General features: G+C 44.2%; 19 protein-coding genes and 1 pseudogene. 6 read left to right on the top strand and 14 right to left on the bottom strand.

The genetic code is table 11. The features are described from left to right. On the bottom strand, positions 1–1,286 hold a 1,286-nt coding region (locus tag AB6E52_RS20215), incomplete at its 3' end, for an Ig-like domain-containing protein (protein WP_372189971.1). 402 nt (positions 1,287–1,688) lie between these two features. Between AB6E52_RS20215 and AB6E52_RS20210 the strand changes: the two genes are divergently transcribed. The 4 genes from AB6E52_RS20210 to AB6E52_RS20195 all read left to right on the top strand — a co-directional run bounded on the left by AB6E52_RS20210 (position 1,689) and on the right by AB6E52_RS20195 (position 6,289). Next, entirely contained in the window at positions 1,689–2,996 is a 1,308-nt protein-coding gene (locus AB6E52_RS20210; protein ID WP_102321442.1) for a TolC family outer membrane protein, read from the top strand. Then, positions 2,996–3,613, top strand: coding sequence for an OmpA family protein (locus AB6E52_RS20205; RefSeq protein ID WP_102321441.1), 618 nt, complete (start codon positions 2,996–2,998; stop codon positions 3,611–3,613). Before AB6E52_RS20210 ends, AB6E52_RS20205 begins: the two co-directional genes overlap by 1 nt. Positions 3,614–3,748: 135 nt before the next feature. Next, complete coding sequence (locus AB6E52_RS20200; RefSeq protein ID WP_017062305.1) at positions 3,749–4,099, top strand: DUF2750 domain-containing protein; 351 nt, start codon at positions 3,749–3,751, stop codon at positions 4,097–4,099. Between the two features lie 162 nt (positions 4,100–4,261). Next, positions 4,262–6,289, top strand: a complete 2,028-nt coding sequence (locus AB6E52_RS20195) for a diguanylate cyclase (RefSeq protein ID WP_102321440.1) — start codon at positions 4,262–4,264, stop codon at positions 6,287–6,289. Here AB6E52_RS20195 and queC read toward each other — a convergent pair. Together queC and queE are read right to left on the bottom strand one after the other, a co-directional pair. Continuing rightward, positions 6,249–6,944 (bottom strand): 7-cyano-7-deazaguanine synthase QueC, encoded by a 696-nt coding sequence (gene queC, locus AB6E52_RS20190; protein ID WP_102321439.1) that lies wholly within the window; start codon positions 6,942–6,944, stop codon positions 6,249–6,251. The genes AB6E52_RS20195 and queC overlap by 41 nt on opposite strands. A 58-nt stretch (positions 6,945–7,002) precedes the next feature. Further along, positions 7,003–7,671: a 7-carboxy-7-deazaguanine synthase QueE gene (queE, locus tag AB6E52_RS20185; protein WP_346762947.1), complete on the bottom strand. Its 669-nt coding sequence runs from the start codon at positions 7,669–7,671 to the stop codon at positions 7,003–7,005. Positions 7,672–7,855: 184 nt separating this feature from the next. On the opposite strand from queE, the gene AB6E52_RS20180 reads away from it, so the two are divergent. Next, positions 7,856–8,665 carry a Cof-type HAD-IIB family hydrolase gene (locus AB6E52_RS20180; protein WP_017062301.1) on the top strand — a complete coding sequence of 270 codons (810 nt, stop codon included), beginning with the start codon at positions 7,856–7,858 and terminating at the stop codon, positions 8,663–8,665. Positions 8,666–8,765: 100 nt separating this feature from the next. Here AB6E52_RS20180 and AB6E52_RS20175 read toward each other — a convergent pair whose 3' ends face one another. The 11 genes from AB6E52_RS20175 to AB6E52_RS20125 form a co-directional block, all read right to left on the bottom strand. Further along, the gene (locus AB6E52_RS20175; RefSeq protein ID WP_102321438.1) at positions 8,766–10,178 is read right to left on the bottom strand and encodes an NUDIX domain-containing protein; all 1,413 of its coding nucleotides are present in this window, start codon (positions 10,176–10,178) and stop codon (positions 8,766–8,768) included. An 86-nt stretch (positions 10,179–10,264) separates the two neighbouring features. Next, positions 10,265–10,744, bottom strand: coding sequence for a GNAT family N-acetyltransferase (locus AB6E52_RS20170; RefSeq protein WP_009846623.1), 480 nt, complete (start codon positions 10,742–10,744; stop codon positions 10,265–10,267). 215 nt (positions 10,745–10,959) lie between these two features. Then, a complete protein-coding gene (locus AB6E52_RS20165; RefSeq protein ID WP_017062298.1) occupies positions 10,960–11,361 on the bottom strand; it encodes a glycine zipper domain-containing protein in 402 nt (133 codons plus the stop codon). A gap of 236 nt (positions 11,362–11,597) precedes the next feature. Beyond that, positions 11,598–12,044, bottom strand: a complete 447-nt coding sequence (locus tag AB6E52_RS20160; RefSeq protein WP_102321437.1) for a hypothetical protein — start codon at positions 12,042–12,044, stop codon at positions 11,598–11,600. A gap of 147 nt (positions 12,045–12,191) precedes the next feature. Next, positions 12,192–14,096, bottom strand: coding sequence for a propionyl-CoA synthetase (locus AB6E52_RS20155; RefSeq protein WP_102321436.1), 1,905 nt, complete (start codon positions 14,094–14,096; stop codon positions 12,192–12,194). Between the two features lie 118 nt (positions 14,097–14,214). Continuing rightward, complete coding sequence (prpF, locus tag AB6E52_RS20150; RefSeq protein WP_102321435.1) at positions 14,215–15,387, bottom strand: 2-methylaconitate cis-trans isomerase PrpF; 1,173 nt, start codon at positions 15,385–15,387, stop codon at positions 14,215–14,217. Between the two features lie 9 nt (positions 15,388–15,396). Next, on the bottom strand, positions 15,397–18,033 hold the full coding sequence (gene acnD / locus AB6E52_RS20145; RefSeq protein ID WP_102321434.1) for a Fe/S-dependent 2-methylisocitrate dehydratase AcnD: 2,637 nt from the start codon (positions 18,031–18,033) through the stop codon (positions 15,397–15,399). Between the two features lie 101 nt (positions 18,034–18,134). After that, complete coding sequence (prpC, locus tag AB6E52_RS20140; protein ID WP_102321433.1) at positions 18,135–19,349, bottom strand: 2-methylcitrate synthase; 1,215 nt, start codon at positions 19,347–19,349, stop codon at positions 18,135–18,137. Between the two features lie 146 nt (positions 19,350–19,495). Continuing rightward, the gene (prpB, locus tag AB6E52_RS20135; protein ID WP_102321432.1) at positions 19,496–20,392 is read right to left on the bottom strand and encodes a methylisocitrate lyase; all 897 of its coding nucleotides are present in this window, start codon (positions 20,390–20,392) and stop codon (positions 19,496–19,498) included. A gap of 96 nt (positions 20,393–20,488) precedes the next feature. Then, complete coding sequence (locus AB6E52_RS20130) at positions 20,489–21,208, bottom strand: GntR family transcriptional regulator (protein ID WP_102321431.1); 720 nt, start codon at positions 21,206–21,208, stop codon at positions 20,489–20,491. A 392-nt stretch (positions 21,209–21,600) separates the two neighbouring features. Further along, entirely contained in the window at positions 21,601–24,774 is a 3,174-nt protein-coding gene (locus tag AB6E52_RS20125; protein ID WP_102321430.1) for an HD domain-containing phosphohydrolase, read from the bottom strand. Positions 24,775–25,273: 499 nt separating this feature from the next. On the opposite strand from AB6E52_RS20125, the pseudogene AB6E52_RS20120 reads away from it, so the two are divergent. After that, positions 25,274–25,642 (top strand): annotated as a pseudogene (locus AB6E52_RS20120) (tripartite tricarboxylate transporter substrate binding protein); the annotation flags it as partial. Positions 25,643–25,681 lie beyond the last annotated feature (39 nt).

Below are 25,681 nucleotides of genomic sequence, written 5' to 3'. Positions count from 1 at the left end.
ACCATCTGGTAATCGCCACTGTTCGTGCCTTGCTCGAAGTCGTTCACCTCCGCCGCCACACCCACTGTCGTGATGCTGATGTTGCCAGCCGCATCCACACTGTAGAAACCGTCTTCACTGATGGTGCTTAAGGTGCCGTCACTGTGTTTGAACTCGTATTTGGTCACGCCATCCAGATCGCTGCCGGACAAGGTACCCACCACCGCGCCCGCCACTTGGTTTTCCGCATAACTTAGTTCTTGGTTAAAAAATAAAGAGTCGTCATCTACAGGCGTCACGCCAATATCAACAGTAATAGTATCTGTGCCTCCATTCCCGTCGCTAACTACAACGGTGAAGCTATCGCTTCCGTTGTAGTTTTCGTCTGGCGTATAGGTCCAATTACCATTTTCATCAACGACTACAGAACCGTTTGACGGATCTGTGCCTTTTGAGAATGTTAACGAGTCTCCGTCCGTATCTGTTGCGTTTAGCGTTCCGCTTACTGGGGTATCTTCGTCGGTGGTTACTGAAAGGTCATTACCTATCGGCGCATCATTTACGGGAGTTACGCCAACGTTAACCGTAATTGTGTCAGTACCACCATTTCCATCATCGACGATAACCGTAAAGCTATCGGTACCGTTGTAGTTTTCGTTGGGGGTATAAGTCCAATCACCATTTTCATCGACAACGACAGTACCGTTTGATGGATCGGTGAACTTAACGAAAGACAGCGAATCGCCATCTTCATCTGATGCTGACAACGTTCCGCTTACTGGAGTATCTTCATCGGTTGTAAATGAGAGAGTGTCACCGACAGGCGAGTTATTGGTATCAACAAAGGTAGGGGCGCTATTAGTTTGCTCAAACGAACGGAATTGCTCTAGAAGGCTCAGGCTTTGAGTTCGCGACATGCCCAGCGCTTCAAATCCCGTTGTTATAAATTCGGTTGCTGGGATCGTTTCTTCACCGTCTCGCTCTACAGTCCCACTAGTTGCCAAGCTAGAACCATTTTGACCAGCAGCGGTAGCGAACTCATCTCCTAACTCAGTAGGGTCTTCACCTTCTTCTAATGCGGCAAAAATATTTGCGATATCCTGGTCTAGTTCAACTTCACCGTCTTCAGGTGAAAAACGCTTAACTGATACCTGAGGTTCATTAGGTCCATTTTGAGATTCAAGAGTTACATCTCCAGCCTGTAGAGGCTCTCCCTCTTCGAGTACTCTAACCGTGCCATCAACTGAAATAACAATGCGCTGACCCAATGCAAGAGCACCGGTCAAATTCAATGCTGTAATGTCCATATCAACCCCTAAAAACCATTTTCGCTTGTCACGTCAACTTTGTGACATCTTATTTATAATATTAGCCTAAATATAACATTTAACATCACATAATTCCTAGTTATGAATCGTGCATTTAACATACCGAGTGACAAGGTAATGACGCTGATCACATCACACAATAATGAAAGTGCTCACACTATCAATATAAGTTATTGTGTTTGCGAAAAATAACAGAGCTAAAAACGTAAAATTGACGTTCTCAAAATCATCATAAAACGCACAGCAAACTGTTAACAACTTTACAACCATTTACGGTAGCTTCTCGAGCGAACGTTATTTTTTTGGCGGTTCATCTAAATTTCGTATCTAGCACATTAAAAAGCGTAGGTTTAGATGCAGTCCAATTTGGAGAGATGGAAATTGAATTACATTCAAACGACAACATTAGGGTTAGCTATAGCGCTAAGTTTGCCGACAACAGCACAAACCTTAGAGCAAGCCGTTGCGTTTACATTAGAAAGCAACCCTGAAATCAAAAGTGCTTATAACGAATATATCAGTAAGCGTTATCTTAACGACGCTTCTGGTGGTGCTTATCGACCAAGTATAGACTTAGATGGTGGGATTGGTTATGAACATACTGATCTAGCAACCAACCAAGACACTACCGATCTGACTAGAACAGAAGCAACGATCACCTTGACCCAGTTAATATGGGATGGCGCTAATACATCCAATGATATTGACCGTACTGCGGCTGATGCAGAGTCCGTGCGCTATCAACTACTATCTAACGCGCAAGACATCGCTTTAGAAGTAACAAAGGTTTATCTTGATGCAGTGAAAGCCTATGAAGTGCTTTCTCTTTCGGAAAGTAACTTAGCGACGCACAAAGAGATATATAACGATATTCGTAAGCGCGTGGAATCAGGTATTGGTTCAACCGCAGATATGTCACAAGTTGAAGCTCGTATTGCGAAAGCGCACGGGAATTTGCTTGCTGCTCAAAACAACCTTTTTGATACGCATACTCAGTTTAAAAGACTTGTTGGTCAATCTCCTTTAGGGTTAACTTTCCCTCGCGCAGATGCGGGTGCAATTCCTTATACCGTTGATGGTGCGTTGGCAAAAGCGTTTAACCAGCATCCAGTCATTAAGATTGCACAAGCCGATGTTGACTCAGCGAAGTTCCAATACAAACAATCTAAGAGTACCAACTACCCGACTGTTTCTTTTGAAGCCGCTCAAACTTGGCGTGATGACGCCGGTGGTACAGAAGGCAGCAGCGATGAGTTTTCTGCCATGGTTCGTTTAAGATACAACCTTTACAATGGTGGTTCGGATCAAGACCGCACAGAAAGTGCAGCCTACCAACTCAACAAAGCCAAGGACCTTCGCGAAAGTACTTACCGCAATGTAGAAGAGAGTCTACGTCTATCATGGAGCGCACTTGATTTAACGGTTCAGCAAAAAGAGTTCCTATCTGACCACGTAGACTCGGCATCAGACACGGTAATCTCATATGAGAAACAATACCGTATCGGTAAACGTACCCTTCTCGACTTACTTAACACTGAGAATGAATTATTCGAAGCTCGTAAAGGCTATTTAGATGCTAAGTATGACGAGCAATACGCAAAATATCGCGTAATGAACGCAACTGGTAACCTACTCATCGGTTTACGAGTTGAGATCCCAGAAGAATGGAATGAAAAGGTGGAATATTAATGAAGCTTACCAACACAGTATTATCGCTTTGCTTCATGGTTGTATCTGCCAATGTTTTAGCTGAAAACAACGAAGATGAATTCGAATATCGCGCTCTACCGCCGGCCACTCAAATTTACGATCTTCAAGATGATGACAATGACGGTGTAATAAACGCGCGAGATTTATGTCCCGATACACAAATTGGTGCCGAGATCGATAACGACGGTTGTGGATCATATTTCGAGTCATCGGAAAAGAAAGAGCTGCATATACTCTTCGCTAATAATTCAACGGAAATAAACCCTGTCTTTCTAGGGCACATACGCCAAATGGCGGCATTTTTAAAGCGCTACGAAAGTACCAGCATTGAATTGCAAGGTTATGCCAGCAAAGTAGGTAACGCGGAACATAACCTAAAGCTTTCGAAAGAACGTGCATCACATGTAAGACGAGCGCTAATTAGCAACGGTATTCAGCCATCTAGAGTCAGCATCGTAGGTCATGGTGATTCTGAATTCAGCAGTGATGACACCCAAATCAATCACGCACTACATCGAAAAGTTGTTGCTTCCGTTGTTGGATTTAAGGGTAATATCAAAGAAGAATGGCACATCTTCACCAAAATTAAAAAGTAGGCGTACCCAGCTTTTACCATACTGAAACGTTATCTTAAGTTAACGTTTCAGTATGGTGATAATTCCTTGAATAGCATATACCTAAGCCGTCTATAATGTTAATCTTGCCACGTTATCAACATAGAGAATTAATCCATGAGCAAACTAACAGCTGATACTCAAGCAAATCTAGAACTTTTCGTTTCTGAAACACAAGAAACTAAACTGGTATGGGGCCTTCGCAACGAAGAAGGTTGGCTAGCATGTGACTCAAGTGAATTCGAAAACAGCGAAGTGATGCCATTCTGGTCTTCAAAAGAAGATGCTCAAACTCACAACGTTGAAGAGTGGGCTGACTTCGAAGTATTAGAAATTCCACTAGATATCTTTGTAGAAGATTGGTTACTGACTCTTGCTGAAGACGGCGTTCTTGTTGGTACTAACTGGAATGCAACATTAGAAGGCAAAGAACTTGAGCCTTCTGACCTAGCGAAATTATACATCTAATTTCCGATATCGGTCGCACGATTCGCGCGACCGATATACCTCTGATTAGTATCAATAAATTAGAGACCTACCTCGCATAACCACGTAGTCGCACCATTCAAAATTTGAAGCAACATCAAACTAATAATAGAATATCGTTCTTTATCTGATTGATCGTCTCTTGTGAATCACTTCGTTTTTGTTACCTTTCTACTATTCATTAGCTTTTGTTCTTATAGCCAAGTATCAACATCAGATCGTGACCACAATTCACCAGTCTATACCTCCAATCTAAGCTCTACTCCAAATGCTGATTGGAACGCGCTTTATCTCTCTACTTTAAACCACTCTCCTGAGCGCGCATTAAACATGCTGCAAACACGCTACATCGGCTCAACGGTTTATGGAGATAAGCTTTACCTTGCGTCTCTTCTGTATCAATACATGAGCCACCGAGATCAGCCGTTCTACGGAATCGCTTCAAACGACAATGACTACCAAGCGATAGAAACAGCGTTTATTTCTGCTCTGAGGAAAGACGGCAAAGGCCAATATGAACAAGCACAACAAGGCTTTCTAACACTTTTGGCGAAAATGCAATCTCGCAGTGATTTAACTGGTAAAGCCTTACTAAAGTACCAGCTATGCCGATCGCTTAACGAGCAAGCTAAATACCATCAAGCGAACTATTACTGCTCTGCCCTTCAGTCAGATTTACATGACATCGCTGACCCTGTATTACCAAAATTCGGGACTTATCGAGTCATCGCGAACAATCATCATTTCCGCAGTGACTATCAAGCTGCACTAGACACCTACCTATCACTAATAAACGTGTTTCCACAAGGGCATGATATTTCAGGGGTTTACAACGATGTGGGTAACTTGCTCAAAGAATTAAAGCAATATGAAAAATCGGCGGAGTATCTAGAGCAAGCTCTCATTCTCAGAGTAAACGCTTCAGATTTAATGAAAGCACAAGTGCATCACAGCCTTGCGGATCTCTACCTTAACCAAGAGCAAAGTGAACTAGCAATTCACCACTTTCAGACAGCAAGAACACTGCTGAGCTCAACGTCGCATAGCTACGGTATTGCACTCACAAGTCTTGGCTTAGGAAAAGCGTACACTCAAACGAAAAACTATGATGTGGCGAGAACCTACCTAATTGAGTCTCTTTCAGCTTCGATCGAACTGAGCAATGATGTCATTCGCATCAATGCTTACTTGGCGATCAGCGATATGTTCGAAGAACAGAAACTGCCAACGGAAGCACTCAACTATGCTCAACAAGCGCTAGAATTAGCTGAACAAGTCACAAGGCATAAATACATCGCGCAGTCACTTCTTCAGCTTTCTGATATTCATCAATCACTCAGCGATTACCAACAAGCTTTCTATTTCTACCAGCGATACTCGTCAATACAAATGGAAGCTAGAGATATCGACAATCGACTCGCACTCGAAGCGCTCGGCCTGACGCACGCCAAATATGAACAAGAACTAGAAAGCTCTTTCCTGACACATCAGACGAAACTCGACCGCGTTCAAATTGAAAAAATGGAACATCAAAGATGGATGTACAACATCGTTGTTATTCTGTTGCTTTGCGCTGCAAGCTTCACGGTATTGATAAACAAAACGGTTCGCGCAAAAGCAGCAATTGATGGCTTAACGAAAGCATATAGCCGAACTGAGATAATTCGAAGAATCAAAAGAGTGAAACGCTGTAAAGGGACGGACAAACAGCATGTGCTCGTGCTGCTCGATCTAGATAAGTTTAAGAAGATTAATGATGAGCATGGGCACCCTACTGGTGATCGGGCACTGGTCCATATTAGTGATCAAATTAGAAAACACTTAGTGAATGGTGAATTGTTTGGTCGCTTAGGGGGTGAAGAATTTGTCATCATGTTAACCGATACCCCACCAGCAGAGGTACGAGAACGCGTTGAAGAGTTGCACTACGCCATTTCAAGCACTGTCTTTTTATCAGAAAGCAAAAAGTCACTTAATGTGACCGCGAGTTTTGCTTATCTAGCAACCTCAAACGCATTAAGTGACTTTGATGACTTGTATTCAGTGCTCGACCAAGCACTCTATCAAGCCAAAAGCAACGGCCGAAACTGCATTATTGATGCATATAACGAACCGATTGATTTACCTGAAATTATTTATTCTCAGCCTGTTTGCGAACCAACTCAGCCATGATGCTTTCGCGATCACCGAGGTAATCGTTAAGGCCAACTTTACGCAGTTCACATGCCGGACAATCGCCACAGCCATCACCAACAATGCCGTTGTAACAAGTCAGTGTTTTGTTTCTAACAAGTTCAAGTGCTGAGTACTGGTCTGCTAGCGCCCATGTCTCAGCCTTGTTTAACCACATTAGCGGTGTTTTGATATCAAGCTGCTTGTCCATACCTTGTACAAGTGCAGAGTTCATCGCCTTCACAAAGTCATTACGACAATCAGGGTAACCAGAAAAGTCTGTTTCACACACACCTGTAATCACGGTTTCAGCACCGATTTGGTAAGCGTAAATACCCGCTAGAGTCAGAAATAGAATATTACGACCAGGAACGAATGAATTCGGCAGCCCATTCTCTTGCAGCTCATGAGACACAGGAATATCGTCACGAGTCAAAGAGCTGATAGCCAGTTCATTCAACAGAGTCACATCCATCATTTTGTGCGCTTTCACACCAAGCTCTTTCGACAATGACTCAGCAACTTCAATCTCGAGTCTATGGCGCTGACCATAATCAAACGTAATCGCATGAACTTCATCATACTCTTTTAATGCTTGAACAAGACACGTTGTTGAGTCTTGACCACCACTGAATACTACCACTGCTTTTTTCATCTTAAATCCTTACGAGAACCTTCTACTAGCGACTTATCTTGCCCAGTAAAAATACAACCTATGCGATGCTCAAATATTTGTGAGTTTGTATTGATAAGCGCCAATTGCGCTCAATGCAGGTATCAATACAAAGCTGAGTAGCGCGGTCTTTTTGGCTGATTGGTTGCAGAGCGATAACAGTGTCGTTAGGAACTGCTGCTCGCTCCAATAAACCGTCAAGTTGTTCGATGTCTTTGCTTGTACCTACTGGATGCTTAATTTCGTTAGCACGTTGCAAGGCGCTATCTAAGATTTCCAGTTTCGCTTTCATCGCCACTTTCGGTGACACCGTAACCCAAGTGTCCGGTGTGGCTTTAACTTCTGATGTTCCGCTAGTCTCAATCTGACAGCGACAACCGTGCTGCTCAAACGCTTCAGTAAGAGGAACAAGATCATAAATGCATGGCTCACCACCAGTAATCACAATGTGCTTAGCAGTGTAACCTTGCTTGATATATTCATTCACGATTCCTTGAGCATCGATTGCTGACCAAGTAGGTGAATCTTCTGTCTTAACCATAATATCGCCAAGGCTGGTTTCCTCTTCTGGCAACGCTTCCCAGGTCTGCTTGGTATCACACCAAGAACAGCCCACTGGGCAAATTTGCAGACGAACAAAAACAGCGGGAACGCCAGTAAACACGCCCTCACCCTGAATGGTTTCAAACATTTCATTAATCTTGTACAACTTTCCCTCAGCTCAATCATTTGATGAAATTAATCAACCGCAGACCTTAAAGCACTTCCCCCTTTTGGTCAAACAAATGAGTACTGATAAATGAGTTGATCAAAGCCCTAGCCTGAACTTTCAAGTTCCCTTATCCTTTCGCCCATAGATTTCGTTAGCTTTTAATTTTTTAGTAAGGAACAACATGTACAAACTGATTGCTCTTGATATGGATGGCACACTACTCAACAGTGAAAAAGTGATTTCTCAAGAGAACAAAGACGCAATCGCCAAAGCACGCGCTGCAGGTGTGAAAGTAGTTCTCGCTTCTGGTCGCCCTTTAGAAGGCATGCAAAGCAAATTAGATGAGCTTTCGATTGACGGCGAAGATGACTTTGTACTCTTCTACAACGGCTCTATGGTTCAGAACGTATCGACAAAAGAGATCATTCACAGTGAGATCAGCAACGGTAAAGCCGCAAAAGAGATTGCTGCCCTCGCTGAACAGCTTGGTGGTTATGTCCATGCTTTCAGCAAGATCCACGGCTTAATCACACCTGAGAACAATGAGTACACTGGTATTGAAGCGCGTATTAATTGCTTAGATATAACCGAGTTCGACTTTTCTCAACTAGAAGATGACCACGAAATCATCAAAACTATGATTGTCGCTGAACCAAGCAAGCTGACTGAAATCATCGGTAAGTTGCCACAAGAGCTTAAGACTCAGTTTACTATCGTACAAAGTGCACCATTCTTCTTAGAGTTCCTAAACCCGAAATCAAACAAGGGTGTCGGTATTGAAGCGATAGCGAAACACTTAGGCATTAAAGCGGAAGAAGTCATCTGCATGGGTGATGCTGAAAACGATCACCATATGCTTGAATACGCAGGCCTTGGCATTGCAATGGAAAACGCAATGGAAGAAACCAAGAAACTGGCGGATCACATCACAGCTAGCAACGACGACCATGGTGTAGCGGTCGCGATTGAGAAGTTTATCTTCAACTCATAAACGCTCAACAGGTTCTAATAAGAATTACTTTTTGCTTGTTTCAGAAATGACAAAGGCTGTGCACTGCACAGCCTTTTTGATTTTGTGTTAGTCGAGTCGCTTACTCTCTTTTCCATGGCAGACGAAATACCACCACACCAAACAGAATCAATATTGGGAAACGTAACGTTTCAATAATAAATGAAGCAATACCACTGAAAGAGACAAAGCTTCCAGCCCAGCTAATCAGCAGATTTCCCGCTAACAGCATCGCCATCACTCCAAGAACGATCTTGAATGAGAACTGACCAACTAAAGGTTTCGAGTCTGTTAACGTCACTAGGCATGCAATCGTCATCAAAATCGCCACCCAGAATGAGAATGTTGGCAGTGGCCATATCACCGTGAGAACAATCGACAGTAAACACAATGCCCACCAAACACCTTTAGAACTCAACAAAGCGCTAATATCAACATCCGGTTTAGCGTCTAATCTCACGATATGCCACGTCGTTAACGCGCCTAATACACCACCCATTAATACATCACTAAAGAACGCACTGCCTGAATAAGACTTAAATAGCATGATCCACAGCAGGCCAGCGAGCACTACCAGAATCGCTTTTTGCTCCAAGAGGCGCTTTAGTTTCCAAAAGACTAACAAGGTTAAACTAACCCATAAAGCAGCCAACAGACTTGGAAAACTATACCCACTGCTCATCACCAGTTTCAATGTTGGCAAGTAAGCGTGTGGACGTGGAAAACCAAAACCTTGGTGCGCGATTAAAGTAAGCAATGTCACCGAGATCAAAGTGAAGCCAAACTTCAACGCGAAGTTACGGCCAAAATACCAAGCAATTAACGGCAATATCACAATGAAAACCCATGGCTTCGCCAACAAGTCAGTCAAAAGCACAGTATTCGCAAACACGCTTGGCATCTTATCGAACGCGTTTTGAAGCGACACAATCCAATTTAATTCAGCTTGATGGACTTTGGGTGCTGCGCCCACCAGCTCAGTCACATACGTCACCGGTTGGTCTGTCGCGGATAGAAAGAATTCGTTAATCTCAGACCACTGTTCTGGATAGCGGTATTGGTGATCTTGTAATTCAGTAGGAGGAAGTAACATCGCTCGGCTGACTTCCACGCCGTAATGAGGCGCAAACCAAATCGGCAGCTCAAAGCCACCTAACTCATTTCGAGCCTTGTAACTGATCACTTCAGAGTCAGAAATACAATCAAACACGACGGCACTGTCGGTATAACCTAGCACATCACCGACCGTTACCGACAAACCAGCCTCTTCCCACGTTTCACGTTGCGCCGCGACGGCTGGCGGCTCACCTGAAACAACAGTGCCTCCCGGTAGAGACAATTGACCGGTGATCAACTCATCAACCAACACGATTTGATTATCAGCACGTACTACACACAAGGCGCCCGCGATATGATCGGGCAAAGTGTCGTTTGTCCAAGCGGAAGTAGTACTCAAAAGAGACAGTATGAAAACTAATAAATATCGAATAACCAACGAGTTTACCTAAAAAATAATAGAAGAATATTGAAGACTGCTGTTGCAGTTGAACTATTGTAATCAAAGCCACACAAAATCGCTGTCTACGTTTTGTGCAAAGCCTTCCTCATCCATTGAATGTGAGGTGTGAACCCCATTTTTTGATAGAAGTCCTTGGCAGGCGAGTTAAAGTCCCAAACTTCTACAAAGACTTGTTCAACCCCATAATCATCAAAAGTACTTTCAACTTTGTTAAACAACTTTTCAGCAATCGATTCTTTTCGATAATCAGGCAAGACAAACAGTTCATCGACACTTCCCATCGGCACTGGTTTGCTGACCGTTGAGATAAGCTCACAAAAATGCCCAGAGATAAAGCCAACAATGAGCTCTCCTTTTAATGCCACATAAACCAAACATTCAGGGTCATCCAAGTATCGTGCAATGCTTTTTTCCTGCTCAATCTCTTCTGCCGTTTTAAAGTGCTCAGGGCTAGCAAGGTGGTGGTGATGGTGGAGATCGAACATTAACTCGTTAAGTTGTTCTAAATCCGCGTGCTTTGCGGCCCTTAAGGTGACATTCATGACTATTGCGCTTCTCAAACCAAATTAATATCTAAACTGAGTCTAGTTTACTTGGCGTGAGTATCTATACAAGTTATTGAATTAATTCATTGTTTGAAGTGTGTATTTTAGATACAAAAACGGCCACATTACGTGGCCATTCTGTTTGAATGATTTTGAATTAAACGAATATCGAAGCTATGGTTTTTGCTGTGGCTTTTGCTGTAGCTTCAGCTTTATGCACCGTTATCTTCTTTCTCTTCTTTGAGATCAGCAAGCTGTTGTTCCAGTTCAATAAGCTTAATTTCCGCCTCTACTTCCGCAACTCGCTTTTCTGCATCAGTGCGATTGTCTTGCGCTAGACCATCAGCAGTAACTTGGGTTCGTTGTGCGTTTCTTGCATCGTCCGTATCTTTCATTGAACCCGCAACACCACCGGTCACACCACCTAATGCAGCGCCCTTAACGGCTAAACTCGCATCTCCAGTTAGAGCGCCGGCTGTTGCTCCTAATAAAGCACCACCTACCGCACCACGATTACGTGCGGCATTCTCATTTTCGTTATCCATTGCTGGTGATGCGCAACCAGAAAGAGTCACAATCAGTGTCGCTAAAAGAAAAGGTTTAGTGAATTTCATAGGAGTCTCGCTTAGTTCTTCGTTTTGAGTAGAACCATCTTAAGCAGAGCCGTTAATGAGATAAATAAAGCCACGTTTAGACGATACATCATGTTCAGCTATGTATTATTCAGCCATCGCATAACTGATTAATGATATATAGCTTTGAGCTCGCTTTATCCTCACCAACAAAAAAGGCGACCAATAAGGTCGCCTCAATCGCGCTTTCTCTATAATTCTTGCCTTTCACATATCTCTTAGCCTTTAGACCAAAAGTTTTGCATGTTTGCTACGCTAGGTGGTGGCCTAACATCACAATCTCGATAATGATTTTTATCGCCGATCCCCAGTATCTTGCCATTTTCGTCATCAATCATAGCCGCAACTTTAACACCGTCTCCCACATGGCGAGTTAACACGACAATTTCACCAGCTCTTTCAGACCTTACTGCGCCTAAGATTTGATATTCGTAGCGGCCTTTCCTTGAATTAACGATCATCTTCGAGTTAATAGGGTCGGCTTCATATCCCACACCAATATCAAAAACCGCTTGATAGAGATCGACGCCAGTCTTTGATACACATTTAAATACCTTGGGATGACTCAAAGGTTCTAACAACGCTCTACTCGCTTCATCCTTTGAAATACTGGCACTAGCAGCACCACTGACCAATAAAGCAATCAACAAAAAGTAAGCTCGCATAAAAAGACCTCAATATGTGGGATTCATAATGAGGTCATAGTAAACGCAATGGATAAGCGGATGAATAAAGTAGAGTTTAGGTAAACCATCACGCCGGATTATGTATAAATCAACAAGCCGAAGGTGAGATTACCTAAACTGCGACGTCTATTTGCCGAGCTTTTCAGCAATTTCAGTTAAGCTGGTAGGGTCGTCAATAGTTGAAGGCACCACATATTGTTCACCTTCTGCGATCTGCCGGATCGTTCTACGTAAGATCTTACCTGAGCGCGTCTTAGGTAATCTCTCAACAACCAAGGCTTGCTTAAAACAGGCGACCGCGCCAATCTCATTGCGAACCTTGCCAACCAACTCCGCTTGTAACTCAATACCATCGACTTTTACGCCATCTTTCAGCACAACTAAACCAAGAGGTAGCTGCCCTTTTAAGTCATCATGAATCCCGACTACCGCACATTCTGCAATGGCTGGGTGACCACCCACGATCTCTTCCATTTCTCCAGTCGACAGACGGTGTCCCGCTACGTTTATCACATCGTCGATACGACCCATAATAAATAGATACCCATCTTCATCGAGATAGCCACCGTCCCCAGAAACATAATAGCCTGGGAATTGGCTCAGATAGCCAGATTCGAATCGATCATGATTACGCCAAACCGTTGGCAGACAACCGGGTGGTAGTGGACGTTTGAGTGCAACAAAGCCTTGCTGATTAGGCTGTGCCGTTTCACCCAATTCATTAAGAATCTCGACTTGGTAACCGGGCACAGGCTTAGTTGAAGAACCTGCTTTCACTGGCAAAGATTCCAGCCCTGTCGGATTGGCAGAAATAGCCCAACCCGTTTCGGTTTGCCACCAGTGGTCAATAACCGGTTTATTGGTATGAGACTCAACCCAATCCAATGTTGGCGGGTCCAAACGCTCTCCCGCCATAAAAATCGACTTGAGCGATGATAAGTCATACTTGGTGAGTAACTCGCCTTCAGGATCTTCTTTCTTGATAGCTCTAAATGCCGTTGGCGCAGAAAATAACACATCGACGTTGTACTCTTCACACACACGCCAGAATGCCCCCGGATCTGGCGTTCTAACTGGCTTTCCTTCAAACAAGATGGTTGTGCAACCATGAATCAATGGCGCATACACAATATAGGAATGCCCCACTACCCAGCCGACATCAGAAGCCGCCCAAAACACACCATCTTGCGGCATATCGTAGATAGTGCTCATCGAGTATTTCATCGCGACCGCATGACCACCATTATCGCGCACCACGCCTTTTGGCTTACCCGTCGTCCCTGATGTATACAAGATATATAGTGGGTCAGTCGCTAGAACAGGCACACATACGTGAGGCAAAGCATCCTCAACAGCTTGCTGCCAAAGTACATCACGTTCGTTGTTCAATTCGGCTAGAGACTGCTCTCTTTGGAATACCACCACTTTCTCAGGCTTCCATCGGCTGTCCATGATCGCGCGATCGACCACCGGCTTATATGGCAGGACTTTATTTATCTCGACACCGCAGGATGCAGTAATCAACACCTTGGGCTCGGCATCTTCAATTCGAACGGCAAGCTCATGAGGGGCAAAACCACCAAACACCACCGAATGCACCGCACCTAGTCGTGCACAGGCCAACATTGCCATCGCCGCTTCAGGAATCATTGGCATGTAGATCACCACACGATCACCTTTGGTAACGCCTTGCGTGGCTAACATACCAGCGACTTTAGCCACTTGGTTACGCAATTGATTGTAAGTGTACGAGGATTGAGTTCCTGTAACTGGAGAGTCGTAAATCAGTGCGGTATTGTCACCTCGCCCATTTTCACAATGGTAATCAAGCGCCAACCAGCAGGTGTTCATCACCCCATCAGGAAACCAACGCTCAATTCCGTTATCGTCAGTTTGTAATATCGTTTTAGGTGACTCAAACCAATCAATTGCTTGTGATTGTGTTTCCCAAAACGAATTTGGGTCTTCCCTCGCCCATTGATACTCGGTGATGTAATCTGTTTTTCTAGTCATTCGATTCGTAGCAGACATAGTGCCTCCTCCATGATTTATCTATTAGTCCAAGCGACTAGCTTTTAACAGTTTCACTTGGGTGCACTCTTTTCTCAGCGTTGTATTCGTGAACATTTAACCGTTCACGACAATCGCTTTACTTGGGAAAAGGCACACGAATGGCACCTTCCATGATCACTCGGGCACTACGACTCATAATCGCCCTCTCAATTCTCCAACCACTTTCGCCTTGTATCGCTTTAGCACCCACTTTTAAGGTTCCTGATGGATGACCAAAAGTCACAAAATCACGACTTCCCTCACCGGCTGCCAAGTTCACTAAGGTGCCAGGAACACTTGCCGCTGAAGCAATAGCAACCGCAGCCGTACCCATCATGGCATGGTGCAGTTGCCCCATAGACAAAGCACGCACCAGAAGGTCAGTATCTTCGACAGCAACCGATTTACCACTGGAAGCTTGGTACGCTTGAGGCTTAGCAACAAACGCGACTTTAGGTGTATGTTGACGTGATTCAGCTTGTTCTAAAGAATCAATAAGACCCATTGCTACTGCACCATGTGCTCGTATGGATTCAAACAGAGCCAAGGCTTTGGTATCACTATTGATATCTGATTGAAGTTCAGTGCCTTGGTAGCCAACCGATTCAGCATCAACAAAAATGGTGGGTATCCCAGCATTAATGTATGTCGCTTTGATGCAACCCAGATCGGGAACATCTAAAAAATCGACAACATTCCCTGTTGGGAACATAGAGCCACTCGCATCGGCGGGGTCTAGGAAATCAACTTGGATCTCAGCGGCGGGGAAAGTCACACCGTCGAGTTCAAAATCACCTAACTCTTGAACTTCGCCACCAGCGATAGGTACATGAACAATAATGGTTTTCTCTATGTTCACTTGCCATACTCGCACCTCGACCACACCGTTTTCTGGAATACGATTCGAGTCGACTAGGCCACTATGAATAGCAAATGGGCCCACTGCAGCAGACAGATTGCCGCAGTTACCACTCCAGTCCACAAACGGCTTATCAATGGCAACTTGGCCGAATAGGTAGTCAACATCGTGATCGGCTTTACTACTTTTCGAAACAATCACGGTTTTACTGGTACTGGATGTTGCACCACCCATACCATCGGTTTGTTTGCCATAAGGATCTGGACTACCAATCACGCGCAGAAGTAATGCGTCTCGAGCTTCTCCGGCAACTTGCGCAGCTTCAGGTAAGTCACTTAAGTTGAAAAAAACGCCTTTGCTTGTTCCGCCCCGCATGTAGGTAGCAGGTACTTTTATCTGTTTGATGTTCATAACTAGCTCCTACTGTGAAAGAAAGTCTTTGGCAAAACGCTGCAACACACCACCAGCGCTATACACATTCACTTCATCTGCGGTATCTAATCGACAGGTTACTGGCACATCAAGCTTTTCACCGCTTTTACGAGTGATCACTAAAGCCAAGTCTGAACCTGCTTCAATGTCGCCGTACACGTCGTAAAGCTCGGTACCGTCCAATTCTAAGGTATTGCGATTGGTCCCCGCTTTGAATTGCAGAGGCAACACGCCCATGCCAACCAAGTTGGTTCTGTGAATTCGTTCAAACCCTTCAGCAACAATCACTTCAACACCCGCTAAACGCACACCTTTGGCTGCCCAATCACGTGATGAACCTTGTCCATAATCGGCACCAGCAACGACAATCAAGGGTTGTTTACGATTCATGTAAGTTTCTATCGCTTCCCACATTCGCGTAACTTGACCTTCAGGTTCAACTCTTGCTAATGAACCTTGCACGACTTCTCCAGCGTCCTTCACCATTTCGTTAAACAGCTTAGGGTTGGCGAATGTTGCTCGTTGCGCGGTTAAGTGATCGCCTCGATGGGTCGCGTAAGAGTTAAAGTCCTCTTCCGGCACTTCCATTTTGGTGAGGTATTCCCCCGCAGCGCTCGAAGCGAGAATCGCATTTGAAGGGGATAAGTGATCTGTGGTGATGTTGTCACCCAAAATCGCTAAAGGTCTCATACCAGATAGGCTTCGCTCTCCCGCCAGAGCTCCTTCCCAATAAGGTGGTCTGCGAATATAGGTACTTTGAGGTCGCCAGTCATAAAGCGGTTCAGTAGTCACCTGTTCCTCGTCTGGCTGGAACATTTTCACGTAGATTTGTTGGAATTGCTGAGGCTTAACATGTTCACCGACCACTGCATCGATCTCTGCATCACTCGGCCACAAGTCACTTAAATAGATCGATTTTCCGTTGCTGTCTGTACCTAAGCTGTCTTTTTCGATATCAAAGCGAATCGTACCAGCTAAGGCATAAGCGACGACCAATGGCGGTGATGCTAAAAACGCTTGTTTGGCATAAGGGTGAATTCGACCATCGAAGTTTCGATTCCCCGATAGCACAGCGGTTGAATATAGGTCACGGTCGATGATCTCTTGTTGAATTTTAGGATCCAACGCACCACTCATTCCATTACAGGTTGTGCACGCATAACCGACGATACCGAAGCCTAGTTTTTCCAGTTCAGGCAACAAACCGGCGGACTCAAGATAAAGCTTGGCAACTTTTGAGCCTGGCGCGAATGACGTTTTTACCCATGGCTTACGAACTAATCCAAGCTGATTGGCCTTCTTCGCAACCAATGCTGCGGCGACGACATTTCTTGGGTTACTGGTATTGGTACAAGAAGTAATCGCCGCAATGATCACGGCACCATCTGGCATTTGTTCATCAGAATATTGTTCAGCGTGTTGCTCTTTCCAAGAAGCTTGGCTGATGCCTTGTTTGGCAAGTTCACTGGTTGGTAAACGACGATGTGGATTGGATGGCCCTGCAAGGTTGCGCTCAACTTTAGACAAATCAAACTCAAGCACACGTTCGTATTGAGCGGAATCTAAATCATCGGCCCATAAGCCAGTTTGCTTAGCGTATAGCTCAACTAACTCAACCTGTTCAGGCTCGCGTCCTGTCAGCTTTAGGTATTGTATGGTCTGTTCATCGATATAGAACATACCTGCTGTCGCGCCGTATTCTGGTGTCATATTCGATATAGTGGCGCGGTCGCCAATGGTCAGTGCACGAGCCCCTTCACCAAAGAACTCTAGATAACTGGAAACCACTCTCTGATTGCGAAGAAACTCTGTAATCGCAAGCACAATATCCGTTGCGGTTATCCCTTCTTGTCGTTGACCCGTCAGTTTAACGCCTACAATATCAGGCAATCGCATCATAGACGGACGACCGAGCATCACAGTCTCAGCTTCCAAACCACCTACACCTATTGCAATAACACCCAGAGCGTCAACATGAGGAGTATGACTGTCGGTGCCAACACAGGTATCAGGAAACGCGATTCCTTCTTTAGATTGAATCACTGGAGACATTTTCTCCAAGTTAATCTGGTGCATAATTCCATTACCCGCAGGAATCACACTCACGTTTTTAAACGCGATTTTACACCAGTCAATAAAATGAAAACGATCTTCGTTTCTGCGTTCTTCAATCGCACGGTTTTTATCAAAGGCTTCACTATCAAAGCCTGCATGTTCCACAGCTAAAGAGTGATCAACAATCAGTTGGGTTTCGACAACGGGGTTCACCTTGGCAGGGTCTCCGCCTTGGTCGGCAATCGCGTCTCTTAATCCAGCCAAATCTACTAGGGCTGTTTGACCAAGAATGTCATGACACACCACACGCGCAGGATACCAAGGGAAATCAAGGTCACTCTTGCGTTCAATGATCTGTTTTAAGCTGTCTTCAAGGGTTTCAGGATCACAGCGTCTTACTAATTGCTCTGCCAATACTCTCGACGTATAAGGCAAGGTTTTATAACTGCCCGGAGATATCGCTTCTACCGCTTCGCAAGCATCGTAATATTCTAAATGAGTTCCGGGTAAAAGTTTTCGGTACTGATTTTTATCAAGGTACTGAGCTTGTTCAAGTTTCACATCAGACATACATCCACCATTATCTGTTAAATTCTATTCGTTGGTTCTTGAGGCCTTGTCGTATGAAGACGGAAGTCACCTCAAGACATAAGTCGGCTCGTTATAGAGGGCTAACGTAGATGAATAGGTAACCAGTCTTGATGCTCTGGCCCGGTGTAGTCTGCACTTGGACGAATGATGCGATTGTTTTCTCTTTGTTCGAACACATGCGCCGTCCAACCTGTAAGGCGGCTCATCACAAAGATCGGAGTAAACAATTTGGTTGGGATGTCCATGAAGTGATATGCCGATGCATGGAAGAAGTCAGCATTACAGAACAAGCCTTTCTCGCGCTTCATAACCGCTTCAACACGTTCTGAAACGGCGTAAAGCTGTTTATCACCGACCTCTTGAGCTAGCTCTTTTGACCAACGCTTGATTAGAGCATTTCGTGGGTCGCTTTCACGATAAATGGCATGACCGAAGCCCATGATTTTGTCTTTGTTAGCAAGCATCTGCATGATGTTAGTTTCTGCTTCATCAGCGGATTTCCAATCTTGGATCATTTCCATTGCCGCTTCATTCGCACCGCCATGTAAAGGACCTCTTAGTGTGCCAATTGCTGCTGTAACGCACGAATGAATATCAGACAGGGTTGATGCACACACACGAGCTGCAAAGGTTGAAGCATTAAACTCGTGTTCCGCGTATAGGGTGAGCGAGCAATGCATCACCTTCTTATGAAGTTCACTTGGAGTTTTGTCTGTTAGCATTTTCAAGAAGTAGCCACCCAGACATGCTTCGCTTTGATCTTCAGTGTCAATGCGCACGCCATCATGACTAAAGCGGTACCAGTAACAAATAATCGCAGGGAAAAGCGCAAGCATTCGCTCAGTCGCAGACAGTTGCTCAGAAAAATCTGACTCTTGCTCTAGATTACCTAGCATTGAACAACCCGTTCTCATCACATCCATTGGATGAGCGTCTACAGGGATAAGCTCTAGTGCTGCTTTCAAAGGTTGAGGCAAGCCGCGCAAACCAATCAACAACGTTTTGTAATCGTCTAACTCTTTTTCACTGGGCAAATGACCTCTTAGTAACAGATGCGCCACTTCTTCGAACTGAGCATGATTAGCAAGGTCGGTTATGTCATAGCCACGGTAGGTCAAACCCGTTCCTGACTGGCCTACCGTACATAGCGCCGTGGTTCCCGCACTCTGCCCACGTAGACCAGCACCACCGATTGCAGGTGCGCTAGCTGGTTTGATTTCGGGTTTTTCGCTTTGTTGTTGGTTTTCTGTTGAAGCCTTTTCGACAGCTGCTTTATCACTCAAAGATACAGACATGGTGAACTCCTTTTCTGTGTTAGTCGCCTGCACTCTTTGGTGCTGCCTGTTTATGTGTCCGATGATCTTTATCATCGATACTGGATATGGCGACTAACCATTTCACGTTATTGGATTAAGTTGATTTTTGATTAATTGAAACCGGTTTACCCTTCGCTTGAAAACAACTGATCAAGCTTGTTCTCGTAGTCGTGGTAATTAAGGTGTTCGTAAAGCTCCTTACGGGTTTGCATTGAATCCAACAGAGCTTCTTGATTGCCTTCAACTAGCAAGTGCTTGTAAACATTCTCCGCCGCTTTGTTCATCGCACGGAACGCACTCAATGGATAAAGCACCATGTCGACACTTGATTGGGCTAACTCGTTACAGCTGTAGAGTGGTGTTTGGCCAAATTCAGTGATGTTCGCAAGAATAGGCACGTGCTTGCCCGTTGCTGATTTCAGCGCTGCCGAGAACTTCACGTATTGATCGAGTTGATTCATCGCCTCAGGGAAGATCATGTCTGCGCCCGCTTCAACACAAGCTATCGCTCGCTCAATTGCGCTATCAATGCCTTCAACCGCCAATGCATCCGTACGTGCCATAATCACAAAGCTTTCATCGGTTCTAGCATCGGTTGCCGCTTTGACTCTATTGACCATCTCTTGCTGACTTACAATCGCTTTATTTGGTCGATGACCACAGCGTTTCTGGGCCACTTGGTCTTCCATATGGATTGCTGCTGCGCCTGCCTTCTCCATAGCGCGAATCGTACGTGCAATATTGAATGCGCCACCAAATCCCGTATCGATATCCACCAGCAATGGCAGATCACACGCGTTGGTAATACGTTCAACATCTACCAACACATCGTTCAATGTGGTGATGCCTAAATCAGGCAACCCATAAGACGCATTGGCGATGCCTCCGCCAGACAAATAGATCGCCTGATGCCCCAAGTTCTTTGCCATCATCGCGCAATACGGATTCACCGTACCGACGATCTGCAATGGGTCGTTGTCTTGCACAGCTTGTCGGAACTTACCTCCTGCTGATAACTTCATAATGACGCTCCCTGTTAATTGTTAATTTCTAATCTTTATGACTACTGATGTTTAGCTCTCGCCAGCGAAGAACCGCTAGCAAATACCAGTCGCCAATTAATCAAGATCTTTGGATTGAATTTGTTGCTCTATAAGTAATCGGCTTCCCGAGATGTGTCTTCGCATTAGCATTTCTGCTAGCTCTTCATCACGGTTGCGAATCGCTTGTAGGATGTATTTGTGTTCATCGAGCGCCTCTTTGGGCCGAGACTGAGCCCTAGGCGATTGATAGCGGTACATGCGTAATAGGTGATAAAGCTCATCACACAGCAGCGAAATGAGTTTGCTGTTACGACTCGCTTTAATAATGCGGTAATGGAAATCGAAATCCCCATGTTGATGAAAGTAAGAAGAACCTTCGACTTCATCGATGTATTTTGAGTGTGTCGACAATAATCCTTCAAGCCCGACAAGCTCTTCTTGTGTGATATGTCTTGCTGCTAAGCGAGCCGCCATGCCTTCCAATGCCTCTCGTACCGCGTACAACTCGAGTAGTTTGTCTGCCGAAAAAGTAATAACTCGAGCCCCTACATGAGGAATGCGTTCAATCAAGCCAAGCCCTTCAACACGCATTATCGCTTCACGTAATGGGCCTCGGCTTACCTCAAAGCGTTTAGCCAGTTCAGGCTCCGAGATCTTACTGCCCGGTGCTAATTCACCGTTAACAATCGCCTCAACGAGATACTCTGTCAGATTTTCCGACTTGGTGTTTTCTTTGTTGCTCACACGTGTTTTCGTGTTTGCATTTAAGGTGAGATCTTTTATCGCAGTATTCATATTCACGCTGCTCACTTCTGATTGCCGACCCTAACTGTCAACAATTTCATAACATGAACATAAAATACACGATTGAATTGTCGATAATCAAGCCAATTGTCGACAATTTAGACTAAGGTAGTATTTTTCATAGACGATTAAAACTAATCCAAAAGGACACTACAAACAACTCAACCATCTGTTATTTATCGATTTAATCAGAGTAAGAGTCACTACCCCCCTATCTACCCTAAAATCATTTGAAATCGATATGTCGACAACTTATAGCCGAAACTTGTCAAAAGCAGCCCCCTTCGTATCTATCCACCAGCTCACCGATAAACAGATATAAAAAAGGCGCACTCATGTGCGCCTTTCATTCATCGAACCCGTTCTAACAAGCCAACCTTTAATCAAGCTATCTGACGAGTAACTTCTAGGTATTTGTTGATATCAACGAAATCAATTTGTTCCGGTTTGAGATACTCTTCTGCATAACGCAGGTGAGTACCGCTGGTTAAGAACAATCTAAACAGTTCGATATCGAGATGCTCGTCCAACGCCATTTTGTACATGATGTCGACAGCAACACTGATTGGCTTAGCCTTCTTATAAGGCCTATCTGCAGCGGTTAATGCCTCAAAAATATCGGAGATCACCAGAATACGTTCTGGGATTGAAAGGTCATCACCAGTCAGCTTCCTTGGATATCCCGTACCTTTGAGTGTTTCATGATGCGTCGAAGCATAGCGAGGAACACGACTTAGCTCTTTCGGGAATGGCAGGTTCTCAAGCATCTTAATCGTGCCAAGCATGTGCTCGTTTATCTTAAATCTATCTTCAGCAGTCAATGTACCGCGTGCAATACTCAGATTGTAGACTTCGCCTAAGTTGTATAGATGCTCCGGCACATCCATTTTGATTTGGTGTTTCGGGTCAAACTCTAACGGCCTATCTCTTTTCACTATATGTTCAGGCTTATCACTTAACAGCAGCTCTGTCGCTGGCAAACTTGAACTCGATTCTCGATTCAAGGCTTCTATCGGTGATAGACCAAGTTGATCATCAAAGTTACGCATCCAAGTCGTCTCAGCTATCGAACGAATGCGAGCAACTTTGTCGTCACTCATGAACTCACCACCAACGTTTGATATCGCGATAAAGGCAAAGTCATCTTGTAGCTGCTGTTTCGTTGCCGCAAGCTCATCGGCTATCAGTTGCGTTGATAGAGTACCTTCAAGTTGTTTTCTCAAAGCAGTGATTTCCGCATCACGCCAAAGTACTTCAAAACGAGTTCTCACCTCGTGGATTCGGTTGTAGTTCGCTTCTAGCTTCGTACCTTTATCGACGATGTGTTCCGGTGTCGTGATCTTGCCACAATCATGAAGCCAAGCCGCAATTCTAAACTCACGGCGTTCGTCATCATTTTTAAACTCAAAGTCTTTGAAGTGCTCAGATTGTGATTGTTCAGCCGCGTCAGCCAACATCAAGCCGAGTTCTGGTACACGATTACAATGCCCTGCCGTATAAGCGGACTTATCATCGATCGCTTGAGCGATGAGCTTGATAAACGACTCAACAAACGCCTCTTGCATCTGTTCATGTCGTTTAATCTCCATAGCCATATCTTTTACGGCAACAGATAATTCCCACACTTCTTTGATTCGAGTATCAAGAATTGTCACGTTGTCATAATCACGCAGCTTAACCTTATGAGTCTCTTCCTCTAATTGGCGAATTGGATGCACTATCGGCGCACCAAAAGCCCAAGCAATAGGCAACGTCAAACTCATCAGTAACACCGTTACACCAACAGAGGTTGCTAGACGTTTATTGACTGTACTGAAGACTTCAGATTCGGGAATCAATACCGCAAAATACTCAGAGTAGTGTTCGCCCGTGTCTATTTTCTTTAAATAGAGATGTTTGATCTCGCCATTCAACTCTACCCTTACCATACTGCCTTCAACCGTTGCTTCCTTAGTCAAATCATAAAGTTCAATATAAGGAACCGTCGTATTCGTATTAAAGCCGGTATCATGGAGCCACTTTTTCGCTAAGGTATCAAGTTGTTCATCACTTAACCTGCCGATAGCTTTGTCAATAATTGGAAGCAATTGCTTATGCTTGCTCTGCAACACCAAATGGAATTGATTTGAGTAGTTCTGTTTTAGATCTTCTAGAGCCCCATTTACAACAAGGCCTGGTTGGAAAAACCTATCTAATGCAAACGAGAGTACGGGTTCAGCGTCTAAGAATGCAAAGTTCTCTCCGCTTTCAATTGAATCAAATGCGGACTCTAGGTTTTCAAACTCAACTAAATCAATATTCGGAAAGTCTTCCCTTAGCTTAGGAATAATTGACCGCCCAGATAAAATGGCCACTTTTTTATCCTCAAGCTCGGCATAATTAGTGACAACCTTCGCGCCGACCCTTGTCACGATAGAAAATGGCAATTCATAAATTGGAGTCGTGTATAGGCCATCTATGCCATTATTTTTATAATTTTGAACCGATTGCAGGCCATCAATACTTCCTTCTTGAAACTTACTGACAAGCTCGCCCCAAGAGAAACCATTAACAAATTCAAACCTGATCCCTGTCATCTCACCAATCATTTTAAGAAGGTCTATCGCATAGCCGTTTGGTTTTCCCGCCACTGAAAAGTCCATCGGCCCCCAATCATTTTGATTAGACACTAAAAGCGGAGGAGTATCATTAACCAAGGCTTTTTGCTCAGATGATAGCATCAGTTTTGATACATCAAACTCCGATTCCTGATTATTAACCTTGAGGTTAGACGCAATAATGTTACCCGATTTCGAATATAAGAAAGACTCAACCTTACTATCTTCTGCTAATCCAAGCGCCGTACCTGATAATTTGTTAGCCAAAGAAGACAGCACAATATCAATACCAATCACATGTTGAATTTCAGATTCGATTTTCGACTCAAACGCTAAAGAATAAGTTTGTCCGGTAATTTGTAAATGCTGAAAAAGATATGGCTGAGTTTTTTCGACCGACAGAACATTGGCAGCAACATACCAAGGCCTGGTCGTTGGAAAGTAGTTGCTCTGCTCCGTAGTTGAGCTTCTGAGGGAAAACTCTTGGTCAAAGTATTTCGTTGTCCGGACTCGCTCCTGCCCTATATTTTGAATCTCAACCACAACCCAACGATCCGTTTGTTGTGCTCCTATTTTTTCTCTAACGACAGGGGCAGATTCTAGGTTAATAATTTGGAAGAAATTTTCATCGGATGAGCCAATGTAAATACTATAAAAGAGAGGGTTATCTTTAATGGCTTCAGAAAGAATACTACGCGACTCTTCTTTCGATATTTTGTTACTGATAGATCGTTTCACTGTAGCAAGTAAACGCGCGGTGTTGGCTGCGTCAGAGTCAATCGCGCCGATATAATCACTCAGGTCATGAGATACCATCGTCAACTTTGACAGAGTATTCTCCGTCGCCATTTTTTTACTGAAGTAGTATTGAAGAGAGACCGCAACCACAGCCGTTAGCACAGTCGCGAGTATGAACATTGTTCCAACGGTAAAGCGTAACGAAATTTTTTTTAATGCCATTATTTCATCCTTGAATAATCGCCAACTCCAAAGTTAACAGCCTAGCGCAATCAATACCGCTTAAGTTGCATATCAACTATAGTAACTCATTATTCCACATCTAAAATCTAACACCTCTATACACCTGACTCTTTTGCAGAAATAGTTATCGTAGTCACATCTAACAATATAGACCAACAACCAATGCACTCGAGTAGAAAACGCTAGTTAAATCCAACCTTTGTCAATGAATTCAATCATTCTGAGACAATAACTACGATTTTAGAATCCAGATATCATTCAACAGTAAATGGACAAAAACACGTTACCGTGAACTTTATGAACAATATTAATCCAATGTTCTTTATTCTCAATATCGCCGCATTACAGACATTTCATTAACACACCGTTAACTTTAGCTTCATCTGCTAAGCAATATCCTACTCATCTGTTTAGTAGCTGGAAATAAAACATAAGTTTCTCTCCATTGAAGAGATCCCCTACATAAGGAACGTGAACCATGTTCAAGGCACTGAAACCTACTCTTGCGGCTTCTATCATCGCAGCAACCTTTTCTTTCAACACTTTTGCTGCTGACGTAGAAAAAATCCACTTCCTAATCCCTGGCGGCGCTGGTGGTGGTTGGGATATGACAGCTCGTGGTACGGGTGATGTATTGGTGAAATCAGACATCGTAGAAAATGTCTCTTTCCAAAACCTGTCTGGTGGCGGTGGCGGTAAAGCGATTGCTCACCTAATCGAAACAGCACAACGCCAAGAAGACACGCTAATGGTGAACTCAACGCCTATCGTTGTTCGTTCACTAACAGGTATCTTCCCTCAATCTTTCCGTGACCTAACTCCGGTAGCAGCCAGGGCGGGAGCATACTTTGATGGATTTATAACCCAAAGAAGACTCTAGCCCGAT

Source organism: Vibrio sp. 10N.247.311.13 (assembly GCF_041467595.1).
Taxonomy (GTDB): Bacteria; Pseudomonadota; Gammaproteobacteria; order Enterobacterales; family Vibrionaceae; genus Vibrio; species Vibrio crassostreae_C.
Note: the sequence above shows the minus strand (reverse complement) of the source record. Positions and strands in the feature narration are given on the sequence as shown.

Coding starts and splice junctions, on each gene's coding strand:
- AB6E52_RS20205 (WP_102321441.1), top strand. CDS start 2,996: ATGAAGCTTACCAACACAGTATTATCGCTTTGCTTCATGGTTGTATCT.
- AB6E52_RS20200 (WP_017062305.1), top strand. CDS start 3,749: ATGAGCAAACTAACAGCTGATACTCAAGCAAATCTAGAACTTTTCGTT.
- queC (WP_102321439.1), bottom strand. CDS start 6,944: ATGAAAAAAGCAGTGGTAGTATTCAGTGGTGGTCAAGACTCAACAACG.
- AB6E52_RS20180 (WP_017062301.1), top strand. CDS start 7,856: ATGTACAAACTGATTGCTCTTGATATGGATGGCACACTACTCAACAGT.
- AB6E52_RS20170 (WP_009846623.1), bottom strand. CDS start 10,744: ATGAATGTCACCTTAAGGGCCGCAAAGCACGCGGATTTAGAACAACTT.
- AB6E52_RS20165 (WP_017062298.1), bottom strand. CDS start 11,361: ATGAAATTCACTAAACCTTTTCTTTTAGCGACACTGATTGTGACTCTT.
- AB6E52_RS20160 (WP_102321437.1), bottom strand. CDS start 12,044: ATGCGAGCTTACTTTTTGTTGATTGCTTTATTGGTCAGTGGTGCTGCT.
- AB6E52_RS20155 (WP_102321436.1), bottom strand. CDS start 14,096: ATGTCTGCTACGAATCGAATGACTAGAAAAACAGATTACATCACCGAG.
- prpF (WP_102321435.1), bottom strand. CDS start 15,387: ATGAACATCAAACAGATAAAAGTACCTGCTACCTACATGCGGGGCGGA.
- acnD (WP_102321434.1), bottom strand. CDS start 18,033: ATGTCTGATGTGAAACTTGAACAAGCTCAGTACCTTGATAAAAATCAG.
- prpC (WP_102321433.1), bottom strand. CDS start 19,349: ATGTCTGTATCTTTGAGTGATAAAGCAGCTGTCGAAAAGGCTTCAACA.
- prpB (WP_102321432.1), bottom strand. CDS start 20,392: ATGAAGTTATCAGCAGGAGGTAAGTTCCGACAAGCTGTGCAAGACAAC.
- AB6E52_RS20130 (WP_102321431.1), bottom strand. CDS start 21,208: ATGAATACTGCGATAAAAGATCTCACCTTAAATGCAAACACGAAAACA.
- AB6E52_RS20125 (WP_102321430.1), bottom strand. CDS start 24,774: ATGGCATTAAAAAAAATTTCGTTACGCTTTACCGTTGGAACAATGTTC.